The sequence below is a fragment of the Nocardioides sp. genome, assembly GCF_035503875.1.
Lineage (GTDB): Bacteria > Actinomycetota > Actinomycetes > Propionibacteriales > Nocardioidaceae > Nocardioides.
This window is the reverse complement of the sequence record NZ_DATJTA010000008.1, coordinates 347,618-362,877: the sequence shown is the minus strand read 5'-3', so window position 1 is coordinate 362,877 and position 15,260 is coordinate 347,618. Positions and strand designations below refer to the sequence as shown.

General features: G+C 71.8%; 13 protein-coding genes. 6 read left to right on the top strand and 7 right to left on the bottom strand.

Features of this window, described 5'->3' with window-relative positions; all coding sequences use genetic code 11:
* The first annotated feature begins 6 nt into the window (after window positions 1–6).
* The 4 genes from tatC to VMF51_RS03385 are packed head-to-tail and all read left to right on the top strand — an operon-like array spanning window position 7 to window position 4,988.
* Entirely contained in the window at window positions 7–861 is an 855-nt protein-coding gene (tatC, locus tag VMF51_RS03400) for a twin-arginine translocase subunit TatC (RefSeq protein ID WP_325472981.1), read from the top strand.
* Window position 862: 1 nt separating this feature from the next.
* Window positions 863–1,264, top strand: coding sequence for a hypothetical protein (locus tag VMF51_RS03395; RefSeq protein WP_325472980.1), 402 nt, complete (start codon window positions 863–865; stop codon window positions 1,262–1,264).
* A 46-nt stretch (window positions 1,265–1,310) separates the two neighbouring features.
* Complete coding sequence (locus tag VMF51_RS03390; protein ID WP_325472979.1) at window positions 1,311–2,183, top strand: diacylglycerol kinase; 873 nt, start codon at window positions 1,311–1,313, stop codon at window positions 2,181–2,183.
* Between the two features lie 9 nt (window positions 2,184–2,192).
* A complete protein-coding gene (locus tag VMF51_RS03385) occupies window positions 2,193–4,988 on the top strand; it encodes a DEAD/DEAH box helicase (protein ID WP_325472978.1) in 2,796 nt (931 codons plus the stop codon).
* A 98-nt stretch (window positions 4,989–5,086) separates the two neighbouring features.
* Here VMF51_RS03385 and VMF51_RS03380 read toward each other — a convergent pair whose 3' ends face one another.
* Both VMF51_RS03380 and VMF51_RS03375 read right to left on the bottom strand, forming a co-directional pair.
* A complete protein-coding gene (locus tag VMF51_RS03380) occupies window positions 5,087–5,752 on the bottom strand; it encodes an SDR family oxidoreductase (RefSeq protein WP_325472977.1) in 666 nt (221 codons plus the stop codon).
* A gap of 27 nt (window positions 5,753–5,779) precedes the next feature.
* On the bottom strand, window positions 5,780–6,709 hold the full coding sequence (locus VMF51_RS03375; RefSeq protein WP_325472976.1) for a 5'-3' exonuclease: 930 nt from the start codon (window positions 6,707–6,709) through the stop codon (window positions 5,780–5,782).
* A gap of 48 nt (window positions 6,710–6,757) precedes the next feature.
* Here VMF51_RS03375 and VMF51_RS03370 point away from each other — a divergent pair, with 48 nt between their 5' ends.
* Complete coding sequence (locus tag VMF51_RS03370; RefSeq protein WP_325472975.1) at window positions 6,758–7,213, top strand: Lrp/AsnC family transcriptional regulator; 456 nt, start codon at window positions 6,758–6,760, stop codon at window positions 7,211–7,213.
* 96 nt (window positions 7,214–7,309) lie between these two features.
* Here the strand turns inward: VMF51_RS03370 and VMF51_RS03365 are convergent, their stop codons facing one another.
* Genes VMF51_RS03365 through VMF51_RS03345 form a run of 5 tightly spaced genes read right to left on the bottom strand, consistent with a single transcriptional unit; the run spans window position 7,310 to window position 13,195 of the window.
* Window positions 7,310–8,776, bottom strand: coding sequence for a lysine 2,3-aminomutase (locus VMF51_RS03365; RefSeq protein ID WP_325472974.1), 1,467 nt, complete (start codon window positions 8,774–8,776; stop codon window positions 7,310–7,312).
* A gap of 59 nt (window positions 8,777–8,835) precedes the next feature.
* Window positions 8,836–9,444, bottom strand: coding sequence for a GNAT family N-acetyltransferase (locus VMF51_RS03360; RefSeq protein WP_325472973.1), 609 nt, complete (start codon window positions 9,442–9,444; stop codon window positions 8,836–8,838).
* Window positions 9,434–11,053 carry an amidohydrolase gene (locus VMF51_RS03355; RefSeq protein ID WP_325472972.1) on the bottom strand — a complete coding sequence of 540 codons (1,620 nt, stop codon included), beginning with the start codon at window positions 11,051–11,053 and terminating at the stop codon, window positions 9,434–9,436. The genes VMF51_RS03360 and VMF51_RS03355 overlap by 11 nt, the downstream gene beginning before the upstream one ends.
* On the bottom strand, window positions 11,050–12,456 hold the full coding sequence (locus VMF51_RS03350; protein WP_325472971.1) for an AMP-binding protein: 1,407 nt from the start codon (window positions 12,454–12,456) through the stop codon (window positions 11,050–11,052). Before VMF51_RS03350 ends, VMF51_RS03355 begins: the two co-directional genes overlap by 4 nt.
* Window positions 12,449–13,195, bottom strand: coding sequence for an enoyl-CoA hydratase/isomerase family protein (locus VMF51_RS03345; RefSeq protein WP_325472970.1), 747 nt, complete (start codon window positions 13,193–13,195; stop codon window positions 12,449–12,451). The genes VMF51_RS03350 and VMF51_RS03345 overlap by 8 nt, the downstream gene beginning before the upstream one ends.
* Before the next feature lie 516 nt (window positions 13,196–13,711).
* Between VMF51_RS03345 and lnt the strand changes: the two genes are divergently transcribed.
* Entirely contained in the window at window positions 13,712–15,253 is a 1,542-nt protein-coding gene (lnt, locus tag VMF51_RS03340; RefSeq protein ID WP_325472969.1) for an apolipoprotein N-acyltransferase, read from the top strand.
* The last annotated feature ends 7 nt before the right edge of the window (window positions 15,254–15,260 follow it).

The window sequence follows — 15,260 nt, the reverse complement described above, 5'->3', positions numbered from 1 at the left end:
CGGTCAGTGGCGTCCTCCGCCCCGCTCTCCGGGATCCTCGGCCTCTTCAGCGGCAAGCCCCGTCACCCGGTCGGCGCCGACGGCCGCATGGCACTCGGTGACCACCTGCGCGAGCTCCGAGCCCGGCTGCTGCGCTCCGCGCTCGTCGTGGTCGTCTTCTTCATCGTCGGGCTGTTCTTCTACGACGAGCTGCTCGAGCTGATCCGGCGCCCGTACGACGAGGCCGTGGTCGCCCTCGGCGGCGAGGTCAACTCCGAGCTCGTCCTCGGCGGCGTCACCCAGCCGCTGATGCTCCAGCTCAAGCTGGCCGGCGTCGCGGCGATCGTGGCATCCAGCCCGTACTGGCTCATGCAGATCTGGGGCTTCATCGTCCCCGGCCTGCACGCCAACGAGAAGCGCTGGACGCGCGTCTTCGCGGCGATCGCGGGTCCGCTGTTCATCGCGGGCGTGGCTCTCGGCTACTACGTGCTGCCGAAGGGCATCGAGGTGCTGGTCGGCTTCACGCCGGTCGACGTCACCAACCTGGTCGAGTTCGGCGACTTCTTCTCGTTCACCGTCCGGATGCTGCTCGTCTTCGGCATCGCGATGGAGATCCCGCTGTTCGTGATCATGCTGAACCTCGCGGGGGTCGTCTCGGGCAAGGCGATCGGCCGCTACCGGCCGTGGATCATCGTCGGCACCTTCGTCTTCGCGGCCGTGGCCACGCCGTCGACGGACCCGTTCTCGATGCTCATGCTCGCGATCCCGATGATGCTGCTCTTCATCCTGGCCGAGATCATCGCCCGGCTGGTCGACCGGGCGCGGGGTCGGGGCGCGGAGAGCACCGAGCAGTGGGACGACGACGAGATCTCCCCGATCTGACGTGCAGCCCGAGCTGGAGGACCTCGACCCGTTCGACCTGCCGGAGTGGCTGGGCGTCGGCGACGTGACCTGGTCGGCGGAGTCGGGCGTCCGCAGCGGGCACGACGTGCGCGGCACCCTGGTGGGGAACGGCCAGGAGCTGCCCTGCGACCTGCTGGCGGTCGACGACGCGTGGCCCGAGCCGGTCGCGAGTGACCGCGTCCGGGTGCGCGCCCACCAGGCCTGGCGGAGCGGTCAGGTGTACGTCGTCAGCAGGGCCGGTCGTCTGACCCTGACCGTGCCGGGCTCCGGCTTCACCGCGGACCTCGTGCTCGACGCGCTGAGCCGGCTGGCGAAGGCCGTGGGCGCCTCGCCCGAGCACTACACCGCCCTGCTGCGCATCGGGGCCGAACGCCGGCGCTGAGCGGAGTCGCGCACCGCGGCGGCGTACGGAGCACTACCCTCCGGGTGTGCCCCGCGAGATCGCCCTCCTGACGAACCCCACCGCCGGCAAGGGCAAGGGGGCGCGAGCGCGCGCCGCCGCGCTTCCGCGACTGCGCGAGGCCGGTCTCGCCGTACGCGACCTCCAGGGCCGCGACGCGGACGAGGCGCTCGACCTCGCGCGAGCCGCGGTCGCCGACGGCGTCGACGCGCTGGTGGTCGCCGGGGGAGACGGCATGTGCCACCTCGGCGCGCAGGCGGTCGCCACGACCGGTACGGCGCTCGGCGTACTCCCGGCCGGGACCGGCAACGACGTGGCGCGGTACCTCGATCTGCCGCTGAAGGACCCGGTGGCCGCGGCCGACGTCGTGATCTCCGGACGGACCCGGACGATCGACCTGGCCCGCCGCGGCTCGACGTACTTCGTGACGGTCCTGGCCGCGGGCTTCGACGCCGTCGTCAACGAACGGGCCAACCGGATGACCTGGCCGCGGGGGCAGATGCGCTACAACCTCGCCACCGTCGCCGAGCTGCGGACCTTCGAGCCGCTGCCGTACACGCTGGAGCTGGACGGCGTACCGCTGCGCACCGACGCGATGCTGGTCGCCGTCGGCAACGGCCCGTCGTTCGGGGGCGGGCTGCGGATCACCGAGGGCGCGAAGCTCGACGACGGACTCCTCGACGTGGTGATCATCAAGCCGATGAGCAAGGCCGGGCTGGTCCGGACCTACCCGAAGCTCTTCAAGGGCACGCACACCACGCACCCGGCGTACGAGCACCACCTGGCGCGGAGCGTGACCATCGCGGCGCCGGGCATCGTGACGTACGCCGACGGCGAGCGCTTCGGCCCGCTGCCGCTCACGGTCGAGTGCGCCCCGGGAGCGTTGACCGTGCTCGCGTAGGTTGGGTGTATGAGCACCGACGAGCTGTCCCCGTCGGAGCGGTACGCCGCGTACCGCCAGCACAAGGACCACCCGGTGCTGAAGGACTTCCAGGACCTGCACGAGTTCCCCCTCGACGACTTCCAGCTCCGGGCGTGTCGGGAGATCGAGGACGGCCGCGGCGTCCTGGTCGCGGCGCCGACCGGGTCCGGGAAGACCATCGTCGGGGAGTTCGCGATCCACCTGGCCCGGGAGACGGGTCGCAAGGCGTTCTACACCACGCCGATCAAGGCGCTGTCGAACCAGAAGTACCAGGACCTCGTCGCCCGCTACGGTCCCGAGCAGGTCGGCCTGCTGACCGGCGACATCACGGTCAACGGCGAGGCGCCGATCGTGGTGATGACCACCGAGGTGCTGCGCAACATGCTGTACGCCGGCTCGCGCACCCTGATGGGGCTCGGGTTCGTGATCATGGACGAGGTGCACTACCTCGCCGACCGGTCCCGGGGGGCCGTGTGGGAGGAGGTGATCATCCACCTGCCCGAGTCCGTCACGCTGGTGTCGCTGTCGGCGACGGTCTCCAACGCCGAGGAGTTCGGCGAGTGGCTGGCCACCGTCCGGGGCGAGACGACCACGATCCTGGAGGAGCGCCGGCCCGTCCCGCTCTACCAGCACGTGATGGTGGGCAAGCGGCTGCTGGACCTGTTCGCCGACTCCGACGTCGACGCGGCCGCGGGCTTCGTCAAGGACGGTGCCCCGGTCAACAACGAGCTCATGAAGGTCGCCCGTGACGACTGGGCGTCCAGCAAGCTCAAGGACCGGCGGTCGCCGCGCGACCGCAACCGCCGTGGAGGACCCCGCCAGGTGGGCAACGGGCGCCGGGTGTGGATCCCGAGCCGCGCGGACGTCATCGACCGGCTGGACCGGGAGGGACTCCTCCCGGCCATCGTGTTCATCTTCAGCCGGGTCGGTTGCGACGCGGCCGTGACGCAGGCGCTCAACGCGGGGATCCGGCTCACCTCGCCGGAGGAGCGGGACACGATCTACGAGTACGTCGAGGCCGCCTGCCGCCACCTCCCGGACGAGGACCGTCACGTCCTCGGCTACCACGACTTCCTCGACGGACTGACCCGTGGCGTCGCGGCCCACCACGCCGGCATGCTGCCCGCCTTCAAGCAGTGCGTGGAGGAGATGTTCCTGCGCGGGCTCTGCAAGGTCGTCTTCGCGACCGAGACCCTCGCGCTCGGCATCAACATGCCTGCCCGCACCGTGGTCATCGAGAAGCTCTCGAAGTGGAACGGCGAGACCCACGCCGACCTGACGCCGGGGGAGTACACCCAGCTCACCGGCCGGGCCGGCCGGCGCGGCCTCGACACCGAGGGCCACGGAGTCGTGCTGTGGCAGCCCGGCATGAACCCCCGGGAGGTGGCCGGCCTGGCCTCCACCCGGACCTACCCGCTGCGGTCGTCCTTCCGGCCGTCGTACAACATGGCCGTGAACCTGGTGCACCAGTTCGGCCGCGACACCTCCCGGCAGCTGCTGGAGCAGTCGTTCGCGCAGTTCCAGGCCGACAAGGCGGTCGTGGGCCTGGCTCGCCAGGTCCGCAAGGCGGAGACGGCGCTCGAGGGCTACCAGGAGGCGGCGACCTGTCACCTCGGCGACTTCATGGAGTACGCCGCCCTGCGTCGCCGGATCTCCGACGTCGAGAAGGACGCCAACCGGGCGCGCAAGGCCGACCGCCGGGACGAGGCGATCGCGTCGCTGGCCAAGCTCCGGCCCGGGGACGTCATCCAGGTCCCGACCGGCAAGTTCGCGGGGTACGCCGTCGTCATCGATCCCGGCTGGTCGGAGGAGGGGCCTCGGCCGTACGTCGTCACGGCCGACCGGCAGGCGCGGCGCCTCGCGATGATCGACTTCCCGACGCCGGTGGTGGCGCTGACGCGGCTGCGGGTCCCCAAGAGCTTCAACGGCCGGAACCCGCAGATGCGGCGTGACCTCGCAGCGGCGCTGCGTTCGCGTACCCACGACCTGGCCCCGCCGCCTGGGCGTCGTACGTCCGACCCGCGCTCGTCGCTCGCCCGCTCGGGTGCCGACGAGGAGGTGTCGCGGCTGCGCGAGGAGCTGAAGGCGCACCCGTGCCACGCGTGCCCCGAGCGCGAGGACCACGCCCGCTGGGCCGAGCGCTGGTTCAAGCTGCACCGCGACACTGAGACGCTGCGGCGGCGCGTCGAGACGCGCACCAACACGGTGGCCCGGCAGTTCGACCGGGTCTGCGACGTGCTGACGGCGCTCGACTATCTCGCGGGCGACGACGTCACCCCGCGCGGGCGGCACCTGATGCGGCTGTACTCCGAGCTCGACCTGCTCGCCGCCGAGTGCCTGCGCAACGGGCTCTGGGAGGGGCTCGACGCGTCCGAGCTGGCCGCGGTGCTGTCCGTGCTCGTCTTCGAGGCGCGGCGTCCTGACGACGCCTCCTCACCCCGCGTCCCCGGCGGCGCGGTCCGGGACACCGTCGGCGCGATGGTCCGCCTCTGGGGCGAGCTCGACCGCCTGGAGAAGGACCACAAGCTCGACTACCTCCGCCAGCCCGACCTGGGCTTCGCCTGGCTGGCCTACCGGTGGGCCGAGGGCGACGAGCTCGACGACCTGCTCAGCGCCAGCGAGCTCGCCGCCGGCGACTTCGTGCGGTGGATGAAGCAGCTTCTCGACCTCGCCGGCCAGGTGGCCGATGCCGCCGGCGACTCGCCGGTGCGGGAGACGGCCCGCGAGGTCGTGCGCCGGATCCGCCGGGGCGTGGTGGCGTATTCGGGGTTGGCTGAGGAGTAAGCACCCGTCTTGGGGGTGCCGTTTGGTCACCAACGGCATTTCTGACGCCGATCTGGTGCCGTTGGTGACCAAACGGCACTACCTGGTGACCGAGCAGGTCAGCCCGCGTCGGCCAGCGCCCGGATCGCATCCGGGACGGGAGTGTCGCCACCGACGAGCTCCCACTGCCGGCCGACGGCGGTGTCGTGGTCCAGCACGGCGGCGACCACGGCGGCGACGTCGGCACGAGTGACGTCGCCGCGGTCGACCTCGGGGGCAAGCGTGACCCGGCCGGTGGCGGGGTCGTCGGTGAGGCGGCCGGGGCGGATGATCGTCCAGTCGAGACCGCTCTCGCGGAGCGCGGCGTCGGCGTCCCGCTTGGCCTCGACGTAGGCGCGCCAGACGTCCGCGGTGTCGTCCGGGAGGGGCTGGTCGACGCCGATGGCCGAGATCTGCACGAAGCGCCGGATGCCGGCCTTGCGGGCACCCTCGATCGACTTCAGTGATCCTTCGAGATCTACCGTGCGCTTGCGCTCGATGTTGCCGTCCGGGCCGCCCCCGGCGGCGAAGACGACGGCCCTGCAGCCCTCGAACGCGGTGGCGAAGGCGTCGGCGTCCTGCTGCTCGATGTCGAGCAGGCGTACCTCGGCGCCGCGATTCTCCAGGTCGGCGCGGTACTCCTCGCGGCGTACCAGCGCCACCGGTCGGTGCTCGGTGCGGCGCAGCTCGACCAGCAGGTGCCGGGCCACCTGTCCGTGACCCCCGACGATCGCGATCTTGTCCATGACCCCACCGTAGGAGGGGCCCGGTGATCAGCGGCCCAGAGCCGTGATCAGCCGCTCGGCGGGGGAGCCGAGGCCCCAGCGTTCGGCGAGCTCGGCGACCTTGGCCGGGTCGCGCGGCGACGGTGGGAGCAGCAGGTCCCTCCGGTCGAGAGGCAGGTCACGGGCGACGGCCACGACCTGCGGGGCGACGGCGAGGTAGTCGGCCGCGGCCTTGATCTTCGAGCGGGGGCCGGGCGCGAGGTCGGACCCCGGATCGGCGGAGGCCGCGATGATGCCGTCCATGTCGCCGAAGCGCTGGAGGAGCGTCGCGGCGGTCTTCTCGCCGACCCCCTTCACCCCCGGGAGGCCGTCGGACGCGTCGCCGCGCAGGGTGGCGAAGTCGGCGTACTGGCGGGCGTCGATGCCGTACTTGTCGACCACCCACTGGTTGGTGATCCGCTCGTGCTTCCCGACGCCGCGAGCAATGTAGAGGACCCGTACGTCGGCGTCGTCGTCGACGAGCTGGAACAGGTCGCGGTCGCCGGTGACGATGTCGACCGGCTGGCCGGCGTTCGTCGCGAGCGTGCCGATGACGTCGTCGGCCTCGTAGCCGTCATGCCCGATCACCGTGATCCCGAACGCGTCGAGAACCTCGACGATGATGGGGATCTGGACCTGCAGGTCGTCCTCGACCACCTCGACGTCCGGAGCCGACTCGAGCTCCTCCACCACGCGGTGACCCTTGTACGACGGCACCAGGTCGACGCGCCACTGCGGCCGCCAGTCGTTGTCCCAGCAGCAGACCAGGTGGCTCGGCTCGTACTGGTCGACCAGCCGGCTGATGAAGTCCATCAGTCCACGTACGGCGTTGACGGGGGTGCCGTCCGGCGCGCTGATCGGCGGAACTCCGAAGTAGGCCCGGAAGTACATCGAGGCGGTGTCGAGGAGCATCAGGCGGCCGGTCTGCGGGCTGGTCACATCGGGATCCTGCCATGCGGAGTGGCGATGATCGCTACCCTGTCGGCCGTGAGTCCATCCGACGTCGAAGCCACCGATCGCAAGATTCTTGACCTGCTGGCCGCCGACGGACGGATGTCCTTCACCGACCTGGGCAAGGCCACGGGACTCTCGACGTCGGCCGTGCACCAGCGGGTCAAGCGGCTCGAGCAGCGCGGCCTGATCCTCGGGTACGGCGCCACGATCAACCACGAGGAGATCGGGATGCCGCTCACGGCGTTCATCTCGATCAGACCGATCGACCCGTCCCAGCCCGACGACTCACCCGAGCGCCTCCGCGAGGTCTCGGAGATCGAGTCGTGCTGGTCGGTGGCGGGGGAGGAGTCGTACGTCCTGAAGGTGCGAGTCGCCACCCCTCGGCACCTGGAGGAGCTGCTCGCCCGGGTCCGCTCCGCCGCGAACGTGTCCACGCGGACGACGATCGTGCTCTCGACGTTCTACGAGAACCGGCCCGTCAGCGGCTGAGCCAGGTGTTGCCGTTTGGTCACCAGCGGCAACTCTGGGCGCCCAGAATTGCCGTTGGTGACCAAACGGCACTCCTTTCGGAGCGCGCAGCCCCCGTCAGTGTGCCTGGAGAGCCGCCGTACGACGCGACGCTTCGGCGGCCTCGGCGGCGAGCAGCTCGGACTCGTCGAGCCGACCGTGCCGCTCCCACCACTCCCGGCCGGCGGCGGGGAGGGTGTGGATCGGGTCGTAGTACTCGTACGTCCTCGTGAGCGCCTCGGGGTCGCTGGCCTCGAGCGAGGTCCGGTAGTTCTTCGTCCAGTACGAGATGCCGCGCTCGGTGTCGTAGCCGCTGAGCTGGTGCACCCAGCGCTTGCCGACGAAGGGGACGTCGCAGACGATCCGTGGGGTGGCGAAGCCGGGGAGGTAGCCCATGATGTGGTGCTGGAGGCGCTGGGCGTCGGCGACCGAGACCCGCCAGTGCTCCGAGTACGGGATCAGGTCGCACATGTAGAAGTAGTAGGGCATGATCCGGGCGCCGTCGAGGAGGCGGAAGCACAGGTCGAGCAGGGCGTGTGGGTCGGCGTTCACGCCGTTGAGCAGCACTCCCTGGTTGCGGACGTCGCGGAGCCCGGCGTCGAGCATCGCGCCGGCGGCCTCCGCCACGATCGGCGTGATCGACTGGGCGTGGTTGGCGTGGGTGTGCATGGCCAGCGAGACGCCGCGTGAGCGGGCGAGGTCCGCGACCCGGGCCACCCCGGAGACGACGTCCGGCTGCAGCCAGTGCTGTGGCAGGCCGATCAGGGCCTTGGTGGCGAGCCGGATGTCGCGAACGTTCTCGATCTCGAGCAACGAGGTGAGGAACGCCTCGAGTCGCGGCCAGGGCATGTTGGCCACGTCGCCGCCCGAGACCACCACGTCGCGGACGGACGGCGTACGGCGCAGGTAGTCGAGCATGTCGCCGAGCCGGTCCTGCGGTTTGGTCACAAACCGCAACTTCTCGACAGCCGGCGTGGAGTTCCCGACCAGGTCCATCCGGGTGCAGTGCCCGCAGTACTGCGGGCAGGTCGGAAGCAGCTCGGCCAGCACCTTGGTGGGGTAGCGGTGGGTCAGGCCCTCGGTCGCCCACATGTCGTGCTCGTGCAGCGAGTCGCGGGTGGCGTGCGGGTGGGACGGCCAGTCGGTACGACGGTCGCTGAACACCGGGAGCATGTAGTGCCGGATCGGGTCCGCGTAGAACGCGTCGGTCAGGGACCCCGGTCCGGCGGGCTCGGCGCTCGGCATCATCGTGTTGAGCATCTGCGGCGGCACCAGCATCGACATGGTGGCCCGTTCGGCCTGGTCGCGCTCGAGGTCGGCGTAGAAGCGGTCGTCGACGAGGTCGCCCAGCAGCTCGCGCAGCTGCCGGACGGTCTTCACGCAGTGCGCGCGCTGCCACTGCACCGACGCCCACTCCGCGGCCGTCACGTCCCGCCACCCCGGGAACCGGGTCCAGTCGGGCTCGACGAGCGTCACCCGGTGGTACGGGTAGGGCTGCCCGGTCTCGCCCTCGACGAGGGCTGCGATCGACGTCTCGATGCTCATGCACCTCAGGGTGCCACAGAATCTGCGGCCAAACGAACATCCAAAGAGAGGATTTACTGTCAGGCGAGCCCGCTGGCCACGAGAGTGTGGCGAACGACGGGGGAGTCGGGAGGTACGCCGTACCGCCGCTCGTAGACGCCTTCCACCAGCGCACGGACGTCGACGTCGGGGACCCCGGGTCGCAGTGCCCGGTCCATCAGCCGCAGGGCGGGAGCGTGGCCGTCGTCGTGGGGAGGGAAGTAGTCGCGGACGGGCAGCAGCCGGCCACCGAGGCGCTCGTAGAAGACGATCCGGCGCCGGTGCTCCTCGACGAGGTCAGCGTCGAGGCCCGGCTCGTCGGGATCCTCGACGTCCCACACCAGGCGGGTCCGGCCCTCGGCCGCGAGCCGTTCGGTGAGGTCTGCCCACATCAGCGACCCGATGCCGCGACCGCGCCGGCCCACGGCGTAGTAGCGCAGGAACGTCCACCCGGTCGTCCCCAGGTCGCGCACCAGTGCGAACCCGCTCGGCCCGTCGTGCTCGACGCGCACCAGCAGCCGGTCCACGAGCAGGTCGGCGAACGGCACGGTCAGCTCCTCCGGGAACGCCGACTCGTAGATCGCCCGCACCGAAGCGAGCTCGGAGTCCGACAGGGTCGCGGCCGAGACCAGCCTCCGGTCACCAGTCACCGTGCACCACCTCTCCGCCGAGCACGGTGCCCAGCACCGCGATGTCGCGGATCGACCCGGGATCGACGGTCGCCGGGTCGTCCGACAGCACCACCAGGTCGGCGCGCTTGCCCACCGCGATGGTCCCGCGTTCGTCCTCCTGGTGCGAGGCGTACGCCGACCCCAGCGTGTACGCCGTCAGCGCCTCCAGGCCACTGATGGCCTCCTCGGGGCCGAGCGGTATGCCGGAGTCGGTCAGCCGGTTGACCATGTCGTGGATGCCGAGCAGTGGCGCGCCGTCGACCACCGGCCTGTCGGAGCTCCCGGGCGGCGTCAGGCCCGCGGCCAGCAGCGAGCGGTAGCGGTAGGCCCACCCGGCCCGCTCCGGGCCGAGCGCGCGCAGCATGCCGTCGCCGATCTCGCCGACGAACCGGCCCTGGGGGACCGGTACGACGCCGAGCTCCGCCGCGCGGGCCACCTGGTCGGGGCGGGACACGCCGAAGTGCTCGATCCGGTGGCGTACGTCGGGCCGCGGCCAGCGCGACTGCGCCTCGTCGTACGCGTCGAGGACGAGGTCGATCGCGGCGTCGCCGATGGCGTGGGCGGCGACCCGCCAGCCGGAGCAGTGCGCCTCGAGGATCGTCCTCGTCAACGCGGCCGCGTCGTCCTGCAGGTAGCCGCGGGCACCGGGCGTGTCGGCGAAGTCCTCGGTGAGCGCGCACGTGTGGCCGATCAGGGAGCCGTCGGTGAAGACCTTGACCGGGCCGATCCGCAGGCGGTCGTCGCCGAGCCCGGAGCGGATGCCGAGGTCGAGGCCGCGGACGACGCCGTCGTCGGCGTGCGCCGTCAGTGGGCGCAGCGCGTCGGCTGCGACCATCAGCTCGACGCGCACGGGCAGTCGCCCGGTGTCCCGTGCCCGCTGGTAGGCCGCCACCTCGACCGGGCTCTTGCCGATCCAGCCGCCCCCGACCCCGGCCTCGACGACGCTGGTGATGCCCTGGGTGAGGTAGACCCGTCCGGCCCGCTCGATCGCGTCGACGAGGGTCGCGACGGGGTACGGGAGGACCAGCCGGGACAACAGCTGCTGGGCCTGCTCCTGCAGCAGCCCGGTCGGTCGCCCGGCACCGTCGACCACGACGCGCCCTCCAGAGACCTCGACCGGTGCGTCGGCGATCCCGAGCTCGGCGAGGACCGCGCTGCTGACCGTGCACATATGGCCGGAGGTGTGCTTGAGCCACACCGGACGCCCGCTCGCCGTCCGGTCGAGGGCCTCCCGCGTCGGGTGGCCGCCGAGCTTGTTCTCGTCGTAGCCCGCTCCGACGACCCATTCCCCGGGACCGAGCTGCGCCGCGCGCTCCGCGACCGCGTCGTACAGGGCCTCGAGCGTGGGCACGCGCAGGTCGACCTCGGCCAGCGAGAGTCCGTACCAGGCCATGTGGTTGTGGGCGTCGTGGAAGCCGGGAGCCACGACGGCGCCGCCGAGGTCGACGACCCGCCGGGCCTGGACGTCCTCCAGGGCCACGATCCGACCGTTCAGCACGGCCACCGCCGACGCGACGTCAGCGCGTCCGGGACCGTCCAGGGTCCGCACCCGGGCGTTGGTCAGCAGCAGGTCCGCGGTCAGGCTCACAGCTTCGCCTTCTCGACCCGGTGCGAGGCGGTCAGCGGCAGGTCGTCGCGGAACTCCCAGAACCGCGGCACCTTGAAGCCGGCGAGGCGCTCCCGACACCACGCCTCGAGCTCCTCGGAGCCCGCGCCCGGAGCGACGACGTACGCCTTGACCTCCTCGCCGCGGATCTCGTCGGGTACGCCGACGACCGCGGCCAGCCGGACCGCCGGGTGGGTGAGCAGCACGTCCTCGACCTCCCGCGCGGCGATGTTCTCGCCGCTGCGCCGGATCATGTCCTTGAGGCGGCCGGTGAGGTAGACCCGGCCGCGTTCGTCGAGCCGGGCCAGGTCGCCGGTGGGGAACCAGCCGTCGACGAAGGGGGAGTCGTGGCCGAGGTAGCCCTCCATCATGCCGGGGCCGCGCAGCCACAGCTCGCCGTCGACGAGCCGGACCTCGCGGTGCGCCGTCGGACGCCCGACGCATCCCGAGCCGACCAGCTCGTCGTGGTCCTCGGGACCGACGCGGAGGTCCGCGCCGGTCTCGGTCATGCCGAAGGCCTCGTACCAGGGCACGGCCCAGCGCTCCTCCAGCTCCGCGTGCAGCGCGGTCGGGATGGCGGAGCACTGCACGGCGCGCACGCGGTGCTCGCGGTCGAGCGGATCGGGCGGCATCCGCAGGAGCAGGGTGGGCATGGCGGCCAGGCAGTAGAAGTAGGTGACGCGGTGCTCGCGGGCCTTGGCCCAGAAGCTCGACGGGTGGAAGCCGTCGAGCACGACCAGGTGCGCCCCGGACAGCAGGGCCGCTACGACGTTCCACTGGGGGTCGACGTAGTGGAACGGCTGCGCCGTCATGAGTACGTCGTCCTCGCGCAGGTGCGGGAACTCCGCCACCATCGAGCCGCCGAGCGTCGTCCAGTAGCGGTGGGTGAGCAGGCAGCCCTTCGGGCGGCCGGTGGTGCCGGACGTGTACTGCACGTTCACCACGGCACCGGCATCGACGGGTCCCTGCTCCCACGAGCCGGACGCCTCCAGCTCGCCGGGCGCGGCGACCGGGGACAACCCGGAGAGCAGGTCGTGGTGCTCGGCCCACGCCACGCTCAGCTCGGTGCCCGCATCCTCCAGCACGTGGCGCAGGTCGGCCGACCGGTAGCGCACGTTCAGCGGCACCATCGCCGCCCCCAGCCGCATCAGCGCCAGCCAGACGAGCGGGAACTCCGGAGCGTTGCCGAGCATCACCCCCACCCGGTCGCCGACGCCGACGCCGCGCTCGCGCAGCGCCTGGGCGTACGACGCCGACCGGGACGCGACCTCGGCGTACGAGAGCGTGGTGGCGGGCGCCCCGCCCGGGTCGAACGTCCAGGCCGGCCGGTCGCCGTACGCCGTGGCGGCCGCGTCGAGCACGGAGACGAGATCGCGCTCAGCCACGGCCGAAGGCCTCCCGCGGCGCGTCGCCCTCCCCGGACAGCGAGGTCAGGAGGGCATGGTCGACCTCGCGCCCCAGCGCCTCCTCGAAGCTGGCGTCGAGCCCCTCGTCGAGGACCCGCTTCGCGAGGCTGACCGACAGCGGCGGCCGTCGGGCGACGCGCCGGGCGAGGTCGAGGGCGGCCGACTCGTGCTCGCCGGGAGGTACGACGCGGGCCACCAGCCCGATCTCGCCGGCACGCGCGCCGGTGATCCGCTCACCCAGCAGCATCAGCTCCTTGGCCCGGGCCCAGCCGACGAGGGCGGGGAGCAGGCGGGAGATGCCGCCGGTGACGCTGAGCCCGACCTCGACCTCGGGGAAGCCGAACTGGGCGTCCTCGGTCGCGACGACCACGTCGCACGCGAGCGCGAACTCGCATCCGGCCCCCAAGGCGTGACCGTGGACCGCGGCGACGACCGGGCCGGGGAAGGCCCGGATCAGCCGGGTGACGTCCTGGATCGCCTCGAGACGGGCGCGGGTCTGGACCGGCGTCTCGACCGGCTCCGGCTCCTTGAGGTCGTGCCCCGCGCAGAACGAGCGGCCGCGTCCCGCCAGCACCACCGCACGCGCGCCCTCGACCCCTGCTCGTCGCAGTGCCTGGGCCAGTCCGTCGGTGAGGGCGGGCACGACGGCGTTGAGCCGCTCGGGCCTGTTGAGGTGCACGAGAGCGACGTCGCCGTCGCGGGTGTAGTCGACCGCCACGGGCCGCTCCTTCCGGGATGAGCCGCGCCCGGCGCGTCGTTGCGCCGTGCGGCACGCCGACGCTACGCCGGGTCGCTCCGGATGCGACAACGGGCGCGCTGCACTAGCAGCCTTTGCACACGACTGTGCACAAAGTCCCGCGACACGCCGAGGTGGTCTGGAAACCTGCCGAAATTCTGATGAACATTGCGCGTCGCTGACCTGCGAGGACGCGCGTTTGCGCAGGTCAGGCGCGTATTGACAGGCCTCGGTGAAAAAAGCGACTGTGTGCCGTCCGCCCATGCAGATCGTGGCCGGCGGACCGACGTCCGAGTGGCGGTGTCGGAGGGTGGGGTGCCACTCACCCGTCCGACACAGTTCGCGGAGGTCGGTCCGCTCCACGAGGGCTGACACGGAAGGACCCCGGACCCCCTAGACAACGACCCGAGCTCGACAGCCGGTCATTCCCGGGTCGGTCCGAAGGTTTTCGGGGTCCTTCCGGAGCTCTGCAACACCCCACCGGCTACCTTCACCTCTGTGCTGACCCGGACCTTGCTGGCCCTCGTCGCCGGGGTGGTCCTCTCACTGGCCTTCGAGCCGGTGGCCGCGCCGGTCGTGCTGCCGTTCGCGGTGGCCGCGTTCTTCCTCTGCGTCCGCGGCCTGCGGCCCCGCCAGGGCTGGTGGGTGGGTCTGGCGTTCGGCGTCGGTTTCTACTTCGTGCACATCTGGTGGATGCGTGCCGTCGCGACCGCGGCCTGGCTGGGCCTGGCAGGCGTCGAGGCCCTCTTCTACGGACTTCTCGGTGCGGCGGTGACCGTCCTCGGCCGGCGGCGCTGGTGGCCCCTGTGGGTCGCGGCCGCCTGGGTGACCATGGAGGTCTGGCGCAGCGGCTGGCCATTCAGCGGCATGCCCTGGGGGCGGCTGGCCTTCGCGACGATCGACACCCCCGTCGCCGCCTCGCTGCCGTACGTCGGCATGGTCGGCGTCTCCGCGCTGCTCGCCCTCGCCGGCGCTCTGCTGGCCTGGCTGGTCGTGGCGCGGGGTCGGGAGCGCCGGATCGCGCTCGGGTCGATCGGCGCCCTCGTGGTGCTGCTGGCCGTGCCCGCGGTCGCGTCGTACGACCCCGAGGAGGTCGGATCCACCACCGTGGCGGTGGTGCAGGGCGACGTACCGGGGCCGGGCAACGACATCCTGTACGACTCCGACGGGGTCACCGAGAACCACGTCCGGGCGACCGTCGAGCTCGCCGACGACGTGGCCGCCGGCGACGAGCCGCAACCCGACTTCGTGCTGTGGCCCGAGAACTCGACAGCGTCGGACCCCTTCAACCGCCAGGTGATCGGCGACGGGATCCGTGAGGCGGCCGAGGCGATCGGCGTCCCCGTGCTGGTCGGGGCGATCGTCGACGGCGGCGAGGAGCACGTGCTCAACCAGGGCATCGTCTGGGACCCGGAGACGGGAGCGGGGGAGCGCTACACGAAGCGGCACCCCGTGCCGTACGGCGAGTACATCCCGTTCCGCAAGTACTTCGACTTCAACTTCGGCGAGCTGGCCCGGATCCACCGCGACATGCTCAGCGGCACCCGCGAGGAGCCGATCACCGTCGCCGGGGTCCCCGTCGTGGATGCGATCTGCTTCGACATCGCCTACGACGACGGCCTGCAGGCCCAGCTGCGCCGGGGCGGGCAGCTGCTCGCCGTCCAGACCAGCAACGCGACCTTCATCGAGACCGACCAGATCGACCAGCAGTTCGCGATCACCCGGCTGCGCGCCATCGAGGCCGGCCGGTGGCTGGTGGTGGCCTCGACCAACGGCGTCAGCGGCGTCGTCGCCCCCGACGGCACGGTCGTGGCGACCGCGGATCCCCGCACGACCGCGGTGCTCGTGGAGGAGGTCGGGCTCGTCGACGACATCACGCCCGGCATCCGCATCGGGCCGTGGGTCGCCCGGCTGTGCGTGCTGGTGACACTGGCTGGTCTGCTCCTCGCCCTGCTCGCGTATCGTCGGGAGAGGACGCGGTCGCGAGCCGCGGTCCCCGGTCCACTCGGACCCGAGCTGCAGGAGACGAAGCAGGAATGAGGCTTCC

Excerpts from the sequence above, each read along its gene's own strand:
- VMF51_RS03385 (WP_325472978.1), top strand. The coding sequence starts at position 2,193 with ATGAGCACCGACGAGCTGTCCCCGTCGGAGCGGTACGCCGCGTACCGC.
- VMF51_RS03365 (WP_325472974.1), bottom strand. The coding sequence starts at position 8,776 with ATGAGCATCGAGACGTCGATCGCAGCCCTCGTCGAGGGCGAGACCGGG.
- VMF51_RS03380 (WP_325472977.1), bottom strand. The coding sequence starts at position 5,752 with ATGGACAAGATCGCGATCGTCGGGGGTCACGGACAGGTGGCCCGGCAC.